The following is a 253-nucleotide window of genomic DNA, read 5'->3' on the forward strand; positions in this document are numbered from 1 at the left end:
GTCAGCACCTTTCGACCATTGTCGCGAAGGCCCATGCCAGGATCATCGAGCTTCGCAGAGGTCGACATTGCTTGCATGTCGACGAGGGGATTGTTGGACTCTGTGGCTGGGTGCGACTGCATTTCTCCCATACCACTAATGCCGCCCATGGACATATTGCTGTGATCCATTCCCTGCATGCTGTTCATACCGGACATGCCTTGCATAGAGCCAGAGCTATCTTTCATGGCTCCGCCGTCCATACCCGACATAC

At 54.5% G+C, this 253-nt stretch carries 1 protein-coding gene; it reads right to left on the reverse strand.

The window, feature by feature from the left end:
• The coding region (locus KMS84_RS44740) for a hypothetical protein (RefSeq protein ID WP_285894520.1) at positions 1-188 on the reverse strand (188 nt) is incomplete at its 3' end.
• Between the last annotated feature and the right edge of the window lie 65 nt (positions 189-253).

Origin of the sequence: Streptomyces hilarionis (genome assembly GCF_024539675.1) — a bacterium.
GTDB lineage: Bacteria > Actinomycetota > Actinomycetes > Streptomycetales > Streptomycetaceae > Streptomyces > Streptomyces hilarionis.